Source organism: Rhodoplanes sp. Z2-YC6860, assembly GCF_001579845.1.
GTDB lineage: Bacteria > Pseudomonadota > Alphaproteobacteria > Rhizobiales > Xanthobacteraceae > Z2-YC6860.
The window spans coordinates 2,018,186-2,035,141 of the sequence record NZ_CP007440.1; the positions used below are offsets into that span (position 1 = coordinate 2,018,186).

The 16,956-nt window shown below is 65.7% G+C and carries 16 protein-coding genes and 1 pseudogene; 12 read left to right on the forward strand and 5 right to left on the reverse strand.

Annotated features, from left to right (window positions below; all coding sequences use genetic code 11):
• Nucleotides 1-68 precede the first annotated feature (68 nt).
• A complete protein-coding gene (locus RHPLAN_RS09460; protein WP_068016445.1) occupies nucleotides 69-1,214 on the reverse strand; it encodes a cobalamin-independent methionine synthase II family protein in 1,146 nt (381 codons plus the stop codon).
• A 139-nt stretch (nucleotides 1,215-1,353) separates the two neighbouring features.
• Here RHPLAN_RS09460 and RHPLAN_RS09465 point away from each other — a divergent pair, with 139 nt between their 5' ends.
• From RHPLAN_RS09465 to RHPLAN_RS09475, 3 genes are all read left to right on the forward strand, one after another.
• Entirely contained in the window at nucleotides 1,354-1,599 is a 246-nt protein-coding gene (locus RHPLAN_RS09465) for a hypothetical protein (protein WP_068016447.1), read from the forward strand.
• 193 nt (nucleotides 1,600-1,792) lie between these two features.
• A complete protein-coding gene (ykgO, locus tag RHPLAN_RS09470) occupies nucleotides 1,793-1,918 on the forward strand; it encodes a type B 50S ribosomal protein L36 (RefSeq protein WP_055038661.1) in 126 nt (41 codons plus the stop codon).
• 137 nt (nucleotides 1,919-2,055) lie between these two features.
• On the forward strand, nucleotides 2,056-2,703 hold the full coding sequence (locus RHPLAN_RS09475; RefSeq protein WP_068016450.1) for a tetratricopeptide repeat protein: 648 nt from the start codon (nucleotides 2,056-2,058) through the stop codon (nucleotides 2,701-2,703).
• A gap of 41 nt (nucleotides 2,704-2,744) precedes the next feature.
• Here the strand turns inward: RHPLAN_RS09475 and pyk are convergent, their stop codons facing one another.
• Genes pyk through RHPLAN_RS09490 form a run of 3 tightly spaced genes read right to left on the reverse strand, consistent with a single transcriptional unit; the run spans nucleotide 2,745 to nucleotide 6,089 of the window.
• Complete coding sequence (gene pyk, locus RHPLAN_RS09480) at nucleotides 2,745-4,178, reverse strand: pyruvate kinase (RefSeq protein WP_068016454.1); 1,434 nt, start codon at nucleotides 4,176-4,178, stop codon at nucleotides 2,745-2,747.
• A gap of 36 nt (nucleotides 4,179-4,214) precedes the next feature.
• A complete protein-coding gene (locus tag RHPLAN_RS09485; protein WP_442971816.1) occupies nucleotides 4,215-4,739 on the reverse strand; it encodes a DUF1036 domain-containing protein in 525 nt (174 codons plus the stop codon).
• Between the two features lie 48 nt (nucleotides 4,740-4,787).
• Nucleotides 4,788-6,089 carry a glycerate kinase type-2 family protein gene (locus tag RHPLAN_RS09490; RefSeq protein ID WP_068016460.1) on the reverse strand — a complete coding sequence of 434 codons (1,302 nt, stop codon included), beginning with the start codon at nucleotides 6,087-6,089 and terminating at the stop codon, nucleotides 4,788-4,790.
• 221 nt (nucleotides 6,090-6,310) lie between these two features.
• Here RHPLAN_RS09490 and RHPLAN_RS09495 point away from each other — a divergent pair, with 221 nt between their 5' ends.
• Nucleotides 6,311-6,763, forward strand: a complete 453-nt coding sequence (locus tag RHPLAN_RS09495; RefSeq protein WP_068016461.1) for a (2Fe-2S)-binding protein — start codon at nucleotides 6,311-6,313, stop codon at nucleotides 6,761-6,763.
• Between the two features lie 2 nt (nucleotides 6,764-6,765).
• Nucleotides 6,766-8,952 carry a xanthine dehydrogenase family protein molybdopterin-binding subunit gene (locus RHPLAN_RS09500; RefSeq protein ID WP_068016465.1) on the forward strand — a complete coding sequence of 729 codons (2,187 nt, stop codon included), beginning with the start codon at nucleotides 6,766-6,768 and terminating at the stop codon, nucleotides 8,950-8,952.
• A gap of 76 nt (nucleotides 8,953-9,028) precedes the next feature.
• Here the strand turns inward: RHPLAN_RS09500 and RHPLAN_RS09505 are convergent, their stop codons facing one another.
• On the reverse strand, nucleotides 9,029-9,712 hold the full coding sequence (locus tag RHPLAN_RS09505) for a class I SAM-dependent methyltransferase (protein WP_068016468.1): 684 nt from the start codon (nucleotides 9,710-9,712) through the stop codon (nucleotides 9,029-9,031).
• 139 nt (nucleotides 9,713-9,851) lie between these two features.
• Here RHPLAN_RS09505 and RHPLAN_RS09510 point away from each other — a divergent pair, with 139 nt between their 5' ends.
• The 7 genes and pseudogenes from RHPLAN_RS09510 to RHPLAN_RS09540 all read left to right on the forward strand — a co-directional run.
• Nucleotides 9,852-10,328: a MarR family winged helix-turn-helix transcriptional regulator gene (locus tag RHPLAN_RS09510; RefSeq protein ID WP_198164793.1), complete on the forward strand. Its 477-nt coding sequence runs from the start codon at nucleotides 9,852-9,854 to the stop codon at nucleotides 10,326-10,328.
• A 67-nt stretch (nucleotides 10,329-10,395) separates the two neighbouring features.
• A complete protein-coding gene (locus RHPLAN_RS09515) occupies nucleotides 10,396-10,698 on the forward strand; it encodes a DUF1244 domain-containing protein (RefSeq protein ID WP_068016475.1) in 303 nt (100 codons plus the stop codon).
• Nucleotides 10,699-10,825: 127 nt separating this feature from the next.
• Nucleotides 10,826-12,028 carry an amidohydrolase family protein gene (locus tag RHPLAN_RS09520; RefSeq protein ID WP_068016478.1) on the forward strand — a complete coding sequence of 401 codons (1,203 nt, stop codon included), beginning with the start codon at nucleotides 10,826-10,828 and terminating at the stop codon, nucleotides 12,026-12,028.
• Nucleotides 12,029-12,042: 14 nt separating this feature from the next.
• Nucleotides 12,043-13,350, forward strand: a complete 1,308-nt coding sequence (locus RHPLAN_RS09525) for an LLM class flavin-dependent oxidoreductase (protein WP_068016482.1) — start codon at nucleotides 12,043-12,045, stop codon at nucleotides 13,348-13,350.
• Between the two features lie 163 nt (nucleotides 13,351-13,513).
• Complete coding sequence (locus tag RHPLAN_RS09530; RefSeq protein WP_157100171.1) at nucleotides 13,514-14,506, forward strand: 2-hydroxyacid dehydrogenase; 993 nt, start codon at nucleotides 13,514-13,516, stop codon at nucleotides 14,504-14,506.
• A gap of 475 nt (nucleotides 14,507-14,981) precedes the next feature.
• On the forward strand, nucleotides 14,982-15,197 hold the full coding sequence (locus tag RHPLAN_RS09535; protein WP_068016486.1) for a hypothetical protein: 216 nt from the start codon (nucleotides 14,982-14,984) through the stop codon (nucleotides 15,195-15,197).
• An 81-nt stretch (nucleotides 15,198-15,278) separates the two neighbouring features.
• Nucleotides 15,279-16,937: pseudogene (locus RHPLAN_RS09540) on the forward strand (thiamine pyrophosphate-requiring protein); the annotation flags it as partial.
• Nucleotides 16,938-16,956 lie beyond the last annotated feature (19 nt).

Consider the following 16,956-nt stretch of genomic DNA (forward strand, 5'->3'; position numbering starts at 1 on the left):
TTCGTTCCAGAGCAACTATGCTCGCGCGCACCCAGTGGCGATATGGGGGCAAAGGCTGGCGCCGGCCACTAGTTCCAGAAGCGCTTGGTGGCAAGCCGCGCACCCTCGGCCATGGCGGCGAGCTTGGCCCAGACCACATCGGGATCGACCGCGGCCTGGCCAACCCAGGTGCCGTAGCCGCAATCGCTGCCAGCAATGACGTTCTCGCGACCGACGCGCTCGGCGTAGCGCCCGATGCGCTGCGCGATCAGCTCGGGATGTTCGATGAAGTTCGATTTGGACTCGATCACGCCCGGGATCAGCACCTTGCCGGCCGGCAGCTTCACGGTCTCGAACAGCGTGTATTCGTGGGCGTGGCGCGGGTTGGCGGCTTCGAGCGAGATCGCGTGCGGCCGCGCCGTGAACACGATGTCGATCACGTCCGCGAGCGGCACGTCGCGGTGGTGCGGGCCTTCGTAATTGCCCCAGCACAGATGCAGCCGCATCTGCTCGGGCGCGATGTTGCGGGTGGCGTGATTGAGCGCCGCGATGTGCGCGCCGATGCGGCTGCGGAACGCCTTCAGGTCGAGATCGGCATATTGGATGTGCCGGCCCATGCCGAGATCGGGGCAGTCGATCTGCAAGGTGAGACCGGCCTTGGCGACGGCCTCGTATTCATCGCGCATCGCCTCGGCGATCGCCTCCAGGTAAGCGTCCTGATCCTTGTAGTGGTCGTTGCGGAAGAACAGCGACACCACGCCCGGCGAGGCTGCGCTCATGAAGCCTTCGGCGGCTTTGGCGCCGGACAGCGCGGCCTTGAGATTGTCGACATCGGTGCGCGCCGCTGCCGCGTCCCGCACGCTGATCGGCGCGTTGCAGGCGGGGGTCTTGCGCCGCGAGCGGCCGGGATCGCCAAAAACTTTCTGAGCAAGCTTCGGGAATTCGGCGAGGTCCTGATAGACGAAGGTGTTGCCGGTGCCGCCGAAGCCGTTGAGCCGGTCCTTGATGTAGGTGGCGTAGCTTGGTTTCGACAATTCGCCGTCGTTGATCAGGTCGACGCCGGCATCGGCCTGCTTCTGCACCACCTCGGCGACCGCGCTGCGCACACGCGCCGCCAGTGCCTGCGGGTCGACCGGAACGCCTTCTTCCTTGGCGTACATCATCCGGATCAGGTCGTCGGGGCGGGGCAGGCTGCCGGTGTGCGTCGTGAGGAAACGTTCGCTGCTGCGTTTCATGCTTGATGCTCGTTTTGGCGGCAGACCTTAGAGCAGCCGGGCCCGGCCTTCCACCGGCGCGATGGCACGAGAACAATCTTGTGAGCGGTGGGACGCCGTGTCATCGTTAATGATCTTCACAACATGAGGGGGGCCTCACATGAAGTCGATTGCCAGGATTCTGTTGGTCGGTGCTGTCGCGATGACGGCGGTTGGTTTTGCGTCGGTGCCGTCGCAGGCGGCGAAGAAGGCGGAGCCCGTGGCCTGCGTGCCGGGGCTGGTTTGCACGGCGAAGTGCAAAGGCACCGCCTGCAAGGTGAACGCCTGCAACTACCAGGGCAAATGGACGGCGGCCTATTGGACGCCCACCTGCACCCAGCCGTACTGCCCGCCGGCGAAGTGCTGATCGGGATCGGTCAGGCCACGCTTTTTTGAACGGGACATCGCGCTGTCCCTTCCGTGTCGCGGAGGGGACAGGCTGCGTTTCCCGTTGGCCATTTTGGGGGATCCGAGGGCGGAAAACCCCACACGGCCGGTTTGACAGGCGGGCCTGGGCTCCTTATGAACACGCCCAATCCCGAAAGCCCGAAGAGATCGTTATGAAAGTCCGTAACTCATTGAAATCGCTGCGCGGCCGCCATCGCGACAATCGCCTCGTGCGCCGCAAGGGCCGGGTCTATGTGATCAACAAGACCCAGCGCCGGTTCAAGGCGCGCCAAGGCTAAGGCGCCACTCTCAGCCGGATACGGCTGAAATCGTCGAATTTGGACGGCCCGGGCCATGCCCGGGCCGCCTGCGTATGGGGCAGGGCCTGCCGCAATTGCCATCTTGCCGCCCTGTGGCGGGGGGATAGATTTGAGGCATGAGCCTCCGATTCCTTGCATCAGTCCTGGTTCCGGCTGCCGTCCTGGTGGCCTTGGCCGGACCGGCGTCCGCGCAGAGCGCCGCGCCGCCCGATCAGCCTCACGGGCCGGCCATCGCGCCGATGCAGCCGCCGAAGGATCTGCCCAAGGCGCAGAAGGGCGATCGCACCCGCAATCTCGATTTCCTGTTCGGGGCGCTGAAGGCCGCTCCGGACGCCGACACCGCCAAGCAGGTCGAGGCCCGCATCTGGGCGCTGTGGATCGCCTCGGGCAGCGACACCGCCAATCTTCTGATGAGCCGGGTCAGGACCGCGGTCGATGCCAACGAACTCGACCTTGCGCTTCAGCTGCTCGACGCTCTCATCAAGCTCAAGCCCGATTACATCGAGGCCTGGAATCGCCGTGCGACGATCCACTACATGCGCAAGGAGTTCGGCCAGTCGATGCAGGACATCCAGCAGGTGCTGAGCCGCGAGCCGCGGCACTTCGGCGCGCTGTCCGGCCTCGGCATGATCCTCCAGGAGTTCGGCGAGGATAAGCAGGCGCTCGAAGTGTTTCGCCGCGCGCTCGACATCAACCCGAACCTCGCGCGCATCCCCGACATGGTGAAGACGCTGAGCGAGAAGGTCGAGGGCCGGGATATCTGACCGCGCTCTCGCGTCGCGCTCATTGCAAAGACGTTACGCGACTACTCGTTTACCGCATCGGTGCCGACAAACGCGATCCGCAGCATGTTGGTCGCGCCGGGGGTGCCGAGCGGCACGCCCGCGACGATGATGACGCGGCGGCCCGCTTTGGCGAAACCATCCTGGAAGGCGAGGCGGCAGGCGCGCTCCACCATGTCGCCCGGGTCCTTGGCGTCCTCGGTGACGATGCAGTGGATGCCCCAGGCGACCGAGAGCCTGCGGCCGGTCGCGACGTTCGGCGACAGCGCCACGATCGGCACCTGCGGCCGCTCGCGCGCGACGCGCAATCCCGTGGCGCCGGAGCTGGTCCAGCAGATGATGGCGGAGAGATCGAGCGTCTCGGCGATCTGACGCGCCGCGGCAGCAATCGCGTCCGAGCCGGTGGCTTCGGGCTCGGCGTGCTGCGCCTTCATGATGGTGTGATAGGTGTCCTCGCCTTCGACCTCTTCGGCGATCCGGTTCATGGTCGCGACCGCCTCGGTCGGAAACTGGCCGGCTGCGGATTCGGCCGAGAGCATCACCGCATCGGCGCCGTCGAAAATCGCGGTCGCGACGTCTGAGACTTCGGCGCGGGTCGGCACCGGGCTCGTGATCATGCTTTCCAGCATCTGCGTCGCGACCACGACCGGCTTGCCGGCCTTGCGCGCCGCGCGCGTCAGCTGCTTCTGGATGCCCGGCACCTTTTCGAGCGGCATCTCCACGCCGAGATCGCCGCGCGCCACCATGATGGCGTCGGTGACGTCGACGATCTCCTCGAGCCTGTTGACCGCCTGCGGCTTCTCGATCTTGGCCATCACGGCGGCGCGGCCGCGCGCGATCTTCTTGGCCTCCGCGATGTCCTCGGGGCGCTGAACGAAGGACAGCGCAATCCAGTCGACACCCGTGTCGAGCGCCGCTTCGAGATCGGAGTGGTCCTTCGGCGTCAGCGCCGAAAACGGGATCACGGTGTCGGGCAGGCTTACGCCCTTGCGGTCGGAGAGCTTGCCGCCCACCACCACGCGCGTCACGATCCGGTCGCGGCTCGCTTCCGTGACGGCGAGGCGGATCTTGCCGTCGTCGAGCAGCAGCGCGTGGCCGGTCTTCATGCCCTGGAAGATTTCGGGGTGAGGCAGGTGCACGCGTGTCGCATCGCCGGGCGCCGGATTGTTGTCGAACGTGAACGTGCCGCCGACGTCGAGCATCACCGGTCCGTTGGCGAAAGCGCCGACGCGGAGCTTCGGCCCTTGCAGATCGACCAGGATGCCGATCGGGCGGTTGTGGCTTGCTTCCACCGAACGGATCGCGCCGACGAGCTCGCGCATGCGGTCGTGCGACGTGTGGCTCATGTTGATGCGGAACACGTCGGCGCCGGCCTGGAACAGCCGGGCGATCATCTCGGTATTTCCCGAAGCGGGACCGAGGGTGGCGACGACTTTGGTGCGGCGAAGGCGTCTCACGGGTGCCTCATCGGGCAGGAGTTTATCGGGCAGGAGTTATCGAGCAGGAGTTTTCGGCAATTGCGTCGGAAACTGGCGGCCTGGTGTCGGCAGCACCGGCATGCCCGGCGTCAACGGCGGACGTTGCTGGGCGGTGTCGCCGGTCTCGGTGAGCTGCACCGTCCAGGTGCGCTGCTCGCCGGTGTCGACCTCAAAAAAGCCGGTCTTGTCGTAGCCGCGCGCCAGGCAATCCTGCGTCCCCTGGATGGTGAATTCCTTGTCGCGGGTGCACATGTAGGCCTGCCCGGACCACTCGCCGCCGCGGTCGTAATCGATCGCGTAAATATAGTAATAGCGCGCGACCAGCGTGCCCTTCAGCACGGTCTCGCAGGAGCGCGCCGACAGATTCCACCAGCCTTCGGTGACCCAGGCGCCCTCCGGATCCTTGTAGCCGACCGCGACGCCGACCCGGCTGCCTGTGTTGTTGCACAGGTGGAAATCGGCATGGGCCGTGCCGGGCAACAGCATCAGGGCTGCGGCGACCAGAACGGCTCGGGCCAATGAAAGGGGGGGCAGAAGCAAATCGCTTGACCTGTCTTCGTACGTCTTGGGGCCGGTATCGGTAAACCCTTAGGGGCTGTCAACGACAATGGCGCGAAAATCATTGACGTTGGTGCACGTGGGGCCGGTCTCAATGAGATCGCCGATCCGGGTAAAGAAACCGGTGGAGTCGTTGTCCGAAAGAAAATGGGCCGGATCGAGGCCAAGCAAACGGGCCCGTTCCAGGGTGGTTTGGTCGATTCTGGCACCCGCGGGGTCGTCTGCCGAGCCAGCGCCGCCGTCGGTGCCGTCGGTGTCGCCGGCCAGCGCCGCAATCCCCGGCGCGCCATGGAGCGCCATGGCGAGCGCCAGGGCGTATTCCTGATTCGGTCCGCCGCGGCCCTGGCCGCGGATGGTCACGGTCAATTCGCCGCCCGACAGGATCACGGCGCGGCGACCCGCCTTCTGCAACGCGAGCGCGCGGGCGGCATGCTCGGCCGCGACGATTCTGGCTTCGCCCTCGACACGATCGCCCAGCATCACGGTCTCGTAACCGGCCTTCTGCGCGGACGATTCCACAGCGCGGAACGCGTCGGCCGGCCGTGCGATCAGCTTGTAGTCCGAATGGGCAAAGGCCGGATCGCCCGGCTTGGGGCTTTCATTGCGTTCGTCGCTCAATGCGCGCGTTGCCGCCTCGGGCAGCGCGAGTCGATGGCGTTGCACGATGGCGCGCGCGTCGGCCAGCGTCGATGGATCGGGCACAGTCGGGCCCGAGCCGATCACCGCGGGCTCATCGCCCGGCACGTCGGAGATCGCGAGCGTCAGGACGCGCGCCGGCTGCGCATGACGGGCAAGCCTGCCGCCCTTGATGCGGGACAGATGCTTTCTGAGCGTGTTGATCTCGCCGATGTTGGCGCCAGAGCGAAGCAGCGCGCGTGTCACGGCCTGCTTGTCGGCGAAGCTCAAGCCTTCCACCGGAGCGATCCAGTTGGCGGAAGCGCCGCCCGAGAGCAGCACCAGCACGAGATCGTCGGCGGTGGCTTGATCGGCGAGCGCCAGTGCCTTCTGGGCCGCCGCGAGCCCTGCCGCGTCCGGCACCGGATGCCCGGCCTCGATCATCTCGATCTTTTGGCTCGGCCGGCCGTAACCGTGCCGGGCCACGGCGACGCCCGTCAGCCGTTCGACCGGAAATTTGCCGCGGCCGAGATAGTGCTGTTCGGCGACCTCGGTCATGGCACCCGCGGCCTTGCCGGCCGCGAGCACAATCAGCCGGCCCGACGTGGGTGGCGGCGGCAGATGCGGCGGCAGGCATGACGATGGATGGGCCGCCGCGATTGCGGTGCGGAACAGGCCGTCCAAGAAATCTCGGTCCGTGATAGCTCGGTCCGTCATGGCCCTTCCATGCGTGAACGCCGACAATTTACCGCATCGGGCGGCTGACCCAACGGCGGCAACCTGATTATACTGTTCCAAAATACAGTTCTTCGGGAGGGATGCGCCGGGTCCACAACCGGCTCTCGCAAACAACGTCCGAACCCAATGCGCGTTCGTGCCGCAGCTCGACCAAAACGATTCGGGAGCGGTGCGCGTCAACATGCCCATGGAGGAAAAACATGGCATTCGCATTTACGGTCAATGGCAAGGCAGCAAGCGTCGATGTCGACGCCAACACACCGCTGCTCTGGGTGGTGCGCGAGCATCTGAAGCTCACCGGCACCAAGTTCGGTTGCGGGGCCGGTCTCTGCGGTGCCTGCACGGTGCATCTCAACGGCACGGCGGTGCGCTCGTGCCAGACCACAGTCAGCGAGGCCGCGGGCAAGACCGTCACCACCATCGAGGGCTTGTCGCCGACGAGCTCGCATCCGCTACAGAAGGCCTGGCTCGCCGAGCAGGTGCCGCAATGCGGCTACTGTCAGTCCGGCCAGATCATGCAGGCTGCCGAGCTGCTCGCCAAAACCAAGAATCCGACCCGCGAGCAGATCGTCGCCCACATGGACGGCAACATCTGCCGCTGTGGCACTTACAGCGCGATCATCGCGGCCATCGAAACCGCGGCGAGGGGCTGACCATGACACAGCATCTTGAAACCTCCGCGCTGTCACGCCGTGGCTTCCTGGTCGGCACCGGAAGCGCCGCCATTGCGGTCGCATTCGGCAACAGCATTCCGTCCGCGCTCGCCGCGGGCCCGCTCAACGTCAACGCCTTCGTCACCATCGGCGAAGACGGCATCTGCACCATCACCTGTCCGGCCTCCGAAATGGGGCAGGGCACCCGCACCGCGCTCGGCGTGGTTCTCGCCGAGGATCTCGATGCCGACTGGAGCAAGGTCCGCGTCATCCAGGCGCCGGCCAACGGCAAGCTGTTCGGCAATCCGAAGTTCAACAACCAGCAGCAGACCGTCGGCAGCTATTCGGTCACCGGCTATTACGAGCCGATGCGGATCGCCGGCCATCAGGCGCGCCAGGTGCTGCTCGCCAACGCGGCCGAGACCTTGAAGGTGCCGGTTGGCGAACTCACCACCGAGCCGGGCTTCGTCGTCCACAGCAAGTCCAATCGGAAGCTCAGCTACGGCGAGATCGCCAAGACCGCCAAGGTGCCAGATCCCTTACCGGCCGTGACCAAGGCCGACCTCAAGCCGCACTCGCAATTCCGCCTGATCGGCAAGGACATCGACCGTGTCGACGGACCCGCGAAGGTCAACGGCACCGCCGAATACGGCATCGACGTGCAACTGCCCGGCATGCTCTACGCCGCGGTGCTCTATCCCGACGTGCAGCATGAGAAGCCGCAGCAGATCGACGATGCGGCAGCGAAGGCCGTCAAGGGCGTCGTCCAGATCGTGCCGCTGCCGTTCGGCGTCGGGGTGATCGCCGAGACTGTCGAGGCGGCGATGCGCGCCAAGGCATTGCTCAAGGTCACCTGGACCAAGGCCGCGCCCGGCCAGACCTACAGCGACGACGGCGTCCTCGCCGACTACCGCACCATCGCGGCGGACTGGGCCAAGCCCGGCGTCGAGATGGTCAAGAAGGGCGATGCCGACGCAGCGCTGAAAGGCGCCGCCAAGGTGGTGACGGCGGAGTATTTCTCCGATCACGTCTCGCATGTCTGCATGGAGCCGCTCAATGCGACCGTGAAGGTCGACGGCGACAAGGTCGAGGTCTGGTCCGGCAATCAGGCACCGGGGATCATGCAGATCCTCGCTTCCATCGGCGCCGGCACCAAACCGGACAAGGTCAGCGTCAATACCATGCTGCTCGGTGGCGGCTTCGGACGCCGCTCCGACGGCGACGACGTGCTGCACGCCGCGATGCTGGCGAAGGCAGTCCCCGGACGCGCGGTGAAGATGATCTGGAGCCGCAATGAGGACATGCAGAACGACAAGTTCCGTCCGCTGACCGTGCAGCGCATCGAGATCGGTCTCGATGACAAGGGCGAGATCGTCGGCTGGCGGCATCGCATCGTCAACGAGACTTATCTCGGACGCGTCTTGCCGCCGCCGGTGTTCCAGGCGATCGGCAAGCGCGATGTGGTGTCGGGCGGCGGCGGCGAGATGAGCTATGCCGTGGCCAATCATCGCGTCGAGTGGGTGCAGGCTGCCCGCGGCGTCGATGTCGGCGCATGGCGGGGCATTGCCGCGGGCTACACCAAGTTCGCGATCGAGACGCTGATCGACGAACTCGCCGCCGAGAAGAAAATGGACCCGGTGGCGTACCGGCTGGACATGCTCAAGGACGATCCGCGCGCGGCGGCCGTGGTGAAGGCCGTTGCCGAGATGTCGAAGTGGGGCGAAAAGCGGCAGGGCGGACGTGCCGTCGGCATCGCCTACTCCGACGCGCTGCACAGCCATACGGCGGCGGCGGTGGAAATCTCGCTCGACGAGAAGTCCGGCAAGATCACCGTCCATCACGTCTGGGCCGCGGTCGATGCGGGGCTTGCGGTGCAGCCCCGCAACATCGTGGCGCAGATGAAGAGCGCCATGACGTTTGGCCTGGGTGCGGCGATGAAGGAGCAGATCCACATCAAGGACGGCGTGGTGCAGGAGCGCAACTTCGACGCCTATAACGTGCTGCGCATGTCCGACGTGCCGCCGATGGACATCAAGGTCATCTCCAATGACCATGAGCCCACTGGGATCGGCGAGGCCGGCGTGCCGGTGATCGCACCGGCCATCGCCAACGCGGTCGCGCAACTGTCCGGCAAGCGGCTCCGCCACTTGCCGATGACCCCGGATCGGGTCAAACAGACGCTCGGCTGAGACACCGAGTCGCCGGCGCAACCGCCAGCGACTCGCATTCCCGCCGCGTTCCGCCGGGGACGCGGCGGGTTTCTTTTTAAGCGCTCACGGTCAACGCGTGCAGCTTGCGCAGCCAGACGTCGAAGCCGATGCCATCATCGATGATCTCGGCGTGGCCAAACGGCGTCGCCGCGGCCATGCCCTGGAAGTCGGCGCGGGAGTAGGCGCGCTTGCGCAGCATGTGCTTGAACGTGACGCGGGTGAGGAAGGCGTTGATGCGATCGAGGTGCATGCCGTCGACCGCCGCATCGATGGTTTCGTCGGGGACGTCGTTGCGCAGATCGATGATCAGCGCCGAGCCGCCCGGCCGCAGCACCCGATGCATCTCGCGGATCGCCCCGACAGGATCGCTGAAGTTCTTGAACGCCGCGCGGCAGACCGCGAAATCGAACGTCTCGCTGGCGAACGGCAATGCCGCCGCGTCGCCCTGGCGGAATGTCACGTCGACGCCCTCTCGTGCGGCGTGCTCGCTCGCGAGCCGCACGAAGCTCTCGCTGATATCGATCCCGGTGATCCGATAGGGCCCGAGCTTCGCCAGTTCGACCGCGAGATAGCCCGGACCGGGAGCGGCTTCGAGCACGGCCGCGCCGGGCGACAGATGCGCGGCGATCCGCCGGGCGCAGGCCCGGAACTCCTCGCTCATCCTGCCGGTGTTGCGGGCGTACCAGGTGGCGAGCATGCCCTCCATCGGGATGCCCTTGTAGGGCTTGGCGGTTCGCATGAGATCACTCCTGTGCTAGATATCTTTGCGAGAATATATCTCAGTTACTAAGATATATATCTACTAAGATAAAGAGGCGGGAATGTCAACAGGGCCGCAAAAGGGAACACAAACAGGGGAGAAGGACCGGCCGGCACTGATGGCGGCGCTCAACCACGCGATGCGCAACGCCAGCGGCCAGGGCGTGATCTACAGCCAGATGGTTGCCGAGCGGCTCGGCGTGAGCAGCAGCGACCTGGAATGCCTCGACTTCATCGTGACGCGCGGCCCGCAAACCGCAGGCGATCTTGCCGAAGCGACGGGGCTGACCACGGGTGCGATCACCGGCGTGATCGACCGGCTCGAGCAGGCGGGCTTTGCGCGCCGCGAGCGCGATGCGGACGATCGCCGAAAGGTGCTGGTGAAGTTTCAACCCGGCGCCGAGCGGCGCATCATGCCGCTGTTCAAGCCGATCGAGCGCGCTTCGATGGAGGTGCTGGCGGGCCTGAGCGACAAGGAGCTGGCCTTGATGCTCGATGTCATGACGCGGCTGTCGGACGCCGCCAATGCCGCAATGGCCGAATTGCGGGAGCAGCCCAAGTTGCCGGCGAAGCCCGCGAAATCGCCGAAGCGATAGGCGTTGTCGACGACTGGTCACGCCCAGTTCGGACGACTATCTTCGTGGCAACAGCCTGGAGGTTTTCATGGACGACAAGACCCGCACCGAGCTCGAGGCCGCCGTTTACCGGCGCCTGGTCGAGCACCTGCGCACGCGAACCGATGTGCAGAACATCGACATGATGAATCTCGCCGGTTTCTGCCGCAACTGCCTGTCGAACTGGATGAAGGATGCGGCCGACGCCAAGGGCGTGGCGATGACCAAGGACCAGAGCCGCGAGATCGTCTACGGCGAACCGTTCGACCAGTGGAAGGCGAAGCATCAGAAGGAGGCGTCGCCGGAGCAGAAGGCGGCGTTCGCGAAGTCTTCTGCGGTTCACAAGCACTGAGCCAACCGCGGTCATTCCGGGGCGGCGCGTAGCGCCGAACCCGGAATCCAGACAAACAGACCGAATATGACGCTGGATTCCGGGTTCACGCGCTTCGCGTGTGCCCCGGAATGACGGGGAGAGACCGATGTCCACACTGCTCATCAAAAACATCGGCGAGTTCTTCACCGGCGACATCACAAACCCGCTTGCCTCCGTCACATCGCTCCTGATCGACGGCAACAAAATCGCCGCTCTCGATCCGCCCGCCGACACCAAGGCCGACGCGATCATTGACGCTGGCGGCAGCGCCGTGATGCCGGGCCTTGTCGATGGCCATGTCCATCCGGTGTTCGGCGAATGGACGCCGACGCAGGACACCATCGGCTGGATCGGCAATTATCTTCACGGCGGCACCACCACCATGGTTTCGGCCTGCGAACTGCACGTGCCGGGCCTCGACTACGAGAACCTGACGCCCGATCTCGTCACTTCGCTTGCCGTGGTTACGGCGCACACCACCGGCCGCATCCGCTGGAGCGGCGCGCGGGTTCACGCCGGCACCGTGATCCTCGTGCCCGGCATGAAGGAAGAGCACTTCGATCGTCTTGCCGCCGCGAAATCGATCTGCGCCAAGTTCATTTTCTTCCCGCTCGCGAGCCGCAAGGACGAGGCGCTGCAATATCAGGAATGGTGCCGCGCCCGCGGCATCCGCACCAAGGTGCACACCGGCGGCGTGTCGCGCTCGGGCCTGTCGCAGATGTGCGGCTATGACATTCTGTCGTGGCTCAAGCCCGACATCGCGGCGCATCTCAGCGGCGGACCCATTCCGATGAGCGACGACGATCTCGACAAGGTGATCGACACCACGAGTTTCGCGATCGAGATCTGCTCGTCCGGCAACTACGGCTCGACCAAGCGTGCGGTCGAGCGCATGCGCGCGAAGAACCAGCTCGCGCGTTTGACGCTTGGCACCGACACGCCCGGCGGCACCGGCGTGATCCCGCGCGGCATGCTCCGCAACATCTGCTACATCGCCTCGGTGTGCGGTGTGCCGCCGGCTGAAGCGGTCGCGGTTGCGACCGGCAACACCGCCGAGGCCCACGGCCTCGACGTCGGCATCCTGGCGCCCGGCCGTCCGGCCGATATCGTGATCTGCGGCCCTGTCGAAGGCTCGGCCGGCACGTCGATTTCCGACGCCATCGCGCACGGCGATCTTCCCGGCATTGCGTATGTAATTGCCGACGGCGAGATCGTGGTCAGCGGAAGAAGCCGCCAGACGCCGCCGCCCAAGCGCAAGATGTTCTTCTCCTGCTGCGATCTGCACACCGGCGGTTTCGCGGCGTCCTGATTGCGGAGTTCTCCGTGGCCGAGCGTCCCCGGCAGATTCACCTAGGGCTTTTTCTGCAAGGCGCCGGCCATCACGTCGCCGGCTGGCGCTATCCCGGCGCGGAATTCGGCGGCGAAAATCTGGCCCATCTGCGACGGATCGTCGCCGCCGCCGAGCGCGCCAAGTTCGACATGATCTTCCTCGCCGATGGGCTGACCAGCGGCGCCGACGCACACCCTTCCATGATCGCGCGCTTCGAGCCGCTGTCGGCGCTGGCCGCGCTTGCGATGACCACCAGCCGCATTGGTCTCGCCGCCACCGCCTCGACCACCTATGGCGAGCCGTTCCACACCGCCCGCGTTTTCGCCACGTTGGACCATTTGAGCCAAGGCCGCGCGGCCTGGAACGCGGTGACGACGTCCTACGCGCGCACCGCCGCGAACTTCGGGACCAGCCATCCGCCACATGACGAACGCTACGCCATCGCCGAGGAGTTCATCGATGTCGTGAAGGGCCTGTGGGACAGCTGGGACGACGGCGCCTTTCCCAAGGACAAGACGAGTGGCGTCTATGCCGACGCCTCGAAGCTCCACGTGCTCGACCACAAGGGCAAATATTTCACGGTCAAAGGCCCGCTGAATTCGTCGCGGCCGCCGCAGGGCCATCCCATCATCGTACAGGCGGGCTCGTCCGATGTCGGCCAGCAACTGGCGGCGCGCACCGCCGAGGTGGTGTTCACGGCGCAGCAGACGCTTCCGGGCGCGCAGGACTTTTATCGGAGCCTCAAGGGCCGGCTCGCGGCGTTCGGGCGGAAGCCTGAGTCGCTTGCCATCATGCCGGGCTTCCTGCCGGTGATCGGGGGCACCGAAAAAGAGGCGCGCGACAAGCTCGCCACGCTGGAAGGCTGGACCGATTTCTCCAAGGCGCTGCCGCTTCTCTCCGAGCGGCTCGGCCACGACATCAGCAGCTATGACCTCGACGGCCCGCTGCCGGAACTGCCGCAGTCCGACCAGCTCCAGAGCCGCGCCAGGCTGCTCACCGACCTGGCGCGCCGTGAAGGCCTGACCTTGCGCCAGCTGGCGCAACTCGTCGCCACCGGCCGCGGCCATCACGTGATGTGCGGCACGCCCGAGCAGATCGCGGCGCGGATGGAGGAGTGGTTCGTCGAGCGCGGCGCTGACGGGTTCAACGTCATGCCGCCGTATTTCCCCGGCGGTCTCGACGATTTCGCCGAGGGTGTGGTGCCGATCCTGCAGAAGCGCGGCCTTTATCGGACTGACTACGAAGGCTCGACGCTGCGCGACCATTTCGGTTTTGCCCGGCCGCCGAACATGCATCGTTGAACTCACCGCCGTCATGGCCGGGCTTGTCCCGGCCATCTCGCTTAGGGAGGCACTGTGCCCGCCTGATCGAGATGCGCGGGACAAGCCCGCGCATGACGGCAGAGAGTGATGCAACCGACGCGGAAAAAGCTCTAGTGTTCGTACGGAAAAACCAGGAACTCCCATGCCCCCAAATCACGCTCCACGCATCGTCGTTGTTCCGCCCTCCCATGCCGACATCGCCGAGATGGCCAAGTCCCTGGCGCCGTCGGGCTTCGAGGTGGTGCCTTCGCGCGCCGACCGGGCCGCGCTCGAGCAGGTGCTGCCCTCAACCGAATACGTGGTCTGTTATCCCAACCTGAAGCTCGATGACGCGCTCTACAGGATCGCGCCGAAGCTCAAGCTCTATCAGCTCTTGAGCGCCGGCTACGACGACGTCGATCTCGAAGCCGCGCGCCGCGCCAAGGTGCCGGTCTGCAACAACGGCGGCGCCAACGCCATCTCGGTGTCCGAGCACGCCATGATGCTGATGCTCGCCGTGTCGCGCCGGGTGATCTGGCAGCACGCCAATGTCTCGGCGGGCCGGTGGCGCGGCAACGGGCCGGCGCCGATGATGTACGAGATCTTCGATAAGACCCTCGGCATCGTGGGGCTCGGCACCATCGGCAAGAAGGTGGCGCGGATCGCGCGCGCCTTCGGCATGCGGGTGCAGTATTACGACATCGCGCGATTGCCCGAGCACGAGGAGGATGCGCTCGGCGTGCGCTTCCGGCTCCTCAACGAGCTCCTGGCCAGCTCCGATTATGTGTCGCTGCACGTGCCGCTCAACGACTCCACCCATCACCTGATCGGCGCGAACGAACTCGCGCTGATGAAGCCCACGGCGGTGATCGTCAACACCAGCCGCGGCCCCGTGATCGACGAGGTCGCGCTGACCAGGACGCTCGCCGACAACAAGATCTTCGGCGCGGGCCTCGACGTGTTCGACCAGGAGCCGCCGCCGCCCGACAATCCGCTGTTCAAGTTGAACAACGTGTTGTTGACGTCGCACTTTGCGGGGCCGACCTGGGATAACCACGTGGCGCGCTTCCGCAATGCCTTCGACAATGTGCAGCGCGTCGCGCGCGGCGAGAAACCGCTTTGGGTGGTGCCCGAGCTGGCGGATCTGGTGGGTTAGCGTCGCCGGTATCGACGGGTAGAATGCAGCCCGCCGTCGCATGACGGAACCGTGAAGCGCGATCGCTTCCTATTCCGGCGGCGAGACATATTTCAGGAACGCGGTTCCAAAGTTATCGTTAAGCGAATACCGACACAGGAGAAGCCCCATGAACGGATGGTCGCAATCAGCCGGACCATATCGAGCATCGACGGCATTACCCTCTACCGGCGTACGTTTCGCGCCGATGATCTTGTCTGTCGCTGTCCTGCTATCGCTCGGAACAGCCGATGCAATCCGCAATCAAGCCGCTGCCGCTTCTTACGGCGCGGGGGAGGCAGGGTTCTGGAGTGAGCTCGCGCCGGCTCGCCGGGAGTATCGGCCGCACCGGTCGTTCCGGTCGTCGAGGGTGTCGACGACGCGCCATCATCGTGCGCCACAGCCGCAGGCGGAGCGCGAGCCAACCCGGACGCCCCGACAAACTCTCAGGAACCCGGTGCCGTACGGCAGCAGCGGCTATGTCGCGCCTGTCCTGCCGCAGGCGGAGCCATTGACCACGCGGCCGATTGTCCAGCCTTACCAGCCGCCGCCCACCACGACCTTCGGCGATCGGGTCAACAACGCGATCCAGGCCTATCCGCTGCAGAAGGGCATCGGCAACAATCCGGTCGATCAGCAGGAGTTCATTCGCCAGCGCGCAAACCAGCCGTGACGCGATTGCGGGCGCGCCGTCTCGAACAGCCCTTCCGACGGCCCGCATCGCCGCTCTACACTTCGTCTCCCATCAGCCGGGAGGAAGCGTATGAACGGTGCCGGAGTCGTTGCCGAAATCCTCAAGCGTGAGGGCACGGAGTTTCTCTCCTGCTATCCGCGCAATCAGGTCATCGAGCCGTGCGCGGCGCTCGACATCCGGCCGATCCTGTGCCGGCAGGAGCGCGTCGGCGTGGGCATTGCAGACGGCTACAGCCGGATCAAGCGCGGCAAGAAAAACGGTGTGTTCGCGGCGCAAGCCGGGCCGGGCATTGAGAACGCGTTTCCCGGCGTGGCGCAGGCCTACGCCGAGAACGTGCCGCTTCTGATCATTTCCGGCGGACTGGCGCTCGCCAAGCAATATGTGCGGCCGGCGTTTCGCGCTGCCGAGGTCTACAAGCCGGTCACCAAATGGTCGGCGCTCGCGCACAATGCGCAAGAGCTGCCCGATCTGATGCGGCGCGCCTATCACGCCATGCGCTCGGGCAAAGCGGGCCCGGTGCTGATCGAAATCCCAGACGAAGTGTCCGAGGCCGAGTTCAAAGGCACGCTCGACTACATGCCGGTGCCGGTGCAGCGCGCCGCGCCCGATCCGGACGCGATCAAGCGAGCCGTGCAGATGCTGCTCGCGGCCAAGAGCCCGATCCTGTGGGCCGGGCAGGGCGTGCATTACGCCGAAGCGGGCGAACGTCTTGCTGCGCTGGCCGAGCTTCTGCCGGCGCCGGTCGTCACCACCAATCCGGGCAAGAGCGCGATTCCGGAAAACCATCCGCTGTCGCTCGGCGCCTCGACGCGTTCGCGCAGCAAGCCCTACGTCGACTTCATGGCCAAAGCCGATCTGGTGTTCGCGGTGGGCTCGAGCCTCACCAAGACGCCGTTCGGGCCGGGCGTGCCGCCGGGCAAGGTCATCGTGCATTCCACCAACGACGCGGGCGACATCAACAAGGAGTATCGCGCCGATCATGCGGTGGTCGGCGACGCAGCGCTGGTGCTCGACGCGCTGATCGCCGAAGTGTCGCGCCAGAAAGGACCGGGCGGCGGCAATGCGTTCACGTCGCTGAAGGAAGAGGTCGCCACCGCCAAGAAGGCGTGGTTCGACGAATGGGCGAAGCACCTCAACTCCGACGAGACGCCGCTCAATCAGTATCGGGTGATCCGCGACCTGATGAAGACGGTCGATCGAGACAACGTCATCATGACGCATGACTCCGGCAGCCCGCGCGAGCAGATGATGCCGTTCTGGGAGCCGACCGTCGCGGGCTCCTACATGGGCTGGGGCAAATCCACGCAACTGGGTTACGGCCTCGGCATCACCATGGGCGCCAAGCTCGCCGAGCCGAAGAAGCTCTGCGTCAACCTGATGGGCGACGCGGCCATCGGAATGACCGGCATGGACATCGAGACCGCGGCGCGCAACCGCATCGGCATCCTCACCATCGTGTTCAACAACGGCGTGATGGGCGCCGAGCGCGACGTGCTGAAGATCTCCGACGAGAAGTACGGCTCGATGACGGTCGGCGGCAACTACAGCAAGGTCGCCGAGGGGCTGAACGTCGCGGCGCGCCGAGTCGAGAAGCCGGGCGATATCGTGTCGGGCATCAAGGAGGCGGTCGGCGTCACCGAGACGGGCGCGCCGTTCCTGCTCGAATTCGTGGTCAAGGAAGGCCGCGATTTCTCGCGCTACAACCTGGCTGGGCTTTAGAACGGCGCGCTCGTTCGCT